Raw genomic sequence first — 593 nt, forward strand, 5'->3', positions numbered from 1 at the left:
TTCAGGAGCGTAGAAGGCTACATTGTTATTCTCGAAATTGGCCAGAGAATGACGGCTTCCTCGGAGTCGATGACCTCGGCACGTTACACATTGATATATTACGGCAACTCGGGAGATCCTTTAGGTCTCTTCCAACAATAGGAGGAGTAATGACGAACAAGCGATAATAAAGTGAGGGCTGTCAAATGCCTAAAGGAAGTCGGATAGTGGCATAGTACCAATGAAGTTGGGTAATGCCAATGGAGGAAAGGCCGCTACCTGTCACCACCCTTGAAAGGGAAACATTAACTGCACACAGAGGTGGAATTGTAATGGAAACAAAACTAACAAGGATAGCAGAATTAGCCAAAACAAATCATGATATGGCATTTACTTCTCTAGCGCATCTACTTAATGAGGACTTCCTTAAGCAGTGTCATCATGAACTACCAAGTGGTAAGGCATTGGGTGTAAAGGGCATCTCGAAAGAGGAATATGGTAAGGAGCTGAACGAGAATGTAAAAAATCTCGTAATGCGTCTAAAAAAGAAGGCCTACCGGCCTGTCCCCGTGAAGAGGACATACATTAACAAGCCTGGCTCAAAGATGAAGAGA

Annotated in this window: 1 pseudogene; it reads left to right on the forward strand. The window is 44.0% G+C overall.

Features of this window, described 5'->3' with window-relative positions:
• Nucleotides 1-233 precede the first annotated feature (233 nt).
• A pseudogene (locus tag ACOI1D_RS21825) lies at nucleotides 234-593 on the forward strand (hypothetical protein); the annotation flags it as partial.

Origin of the sequence: Virgibacillus sp. DJP39 (assembly GCF_049310925.1) — a bacterium.
Taxonomy (GTDB): Bacteria; Bacillota; Bacilli; order Bacillales; family Amphibacillaceae; genus Virgibacillus_F.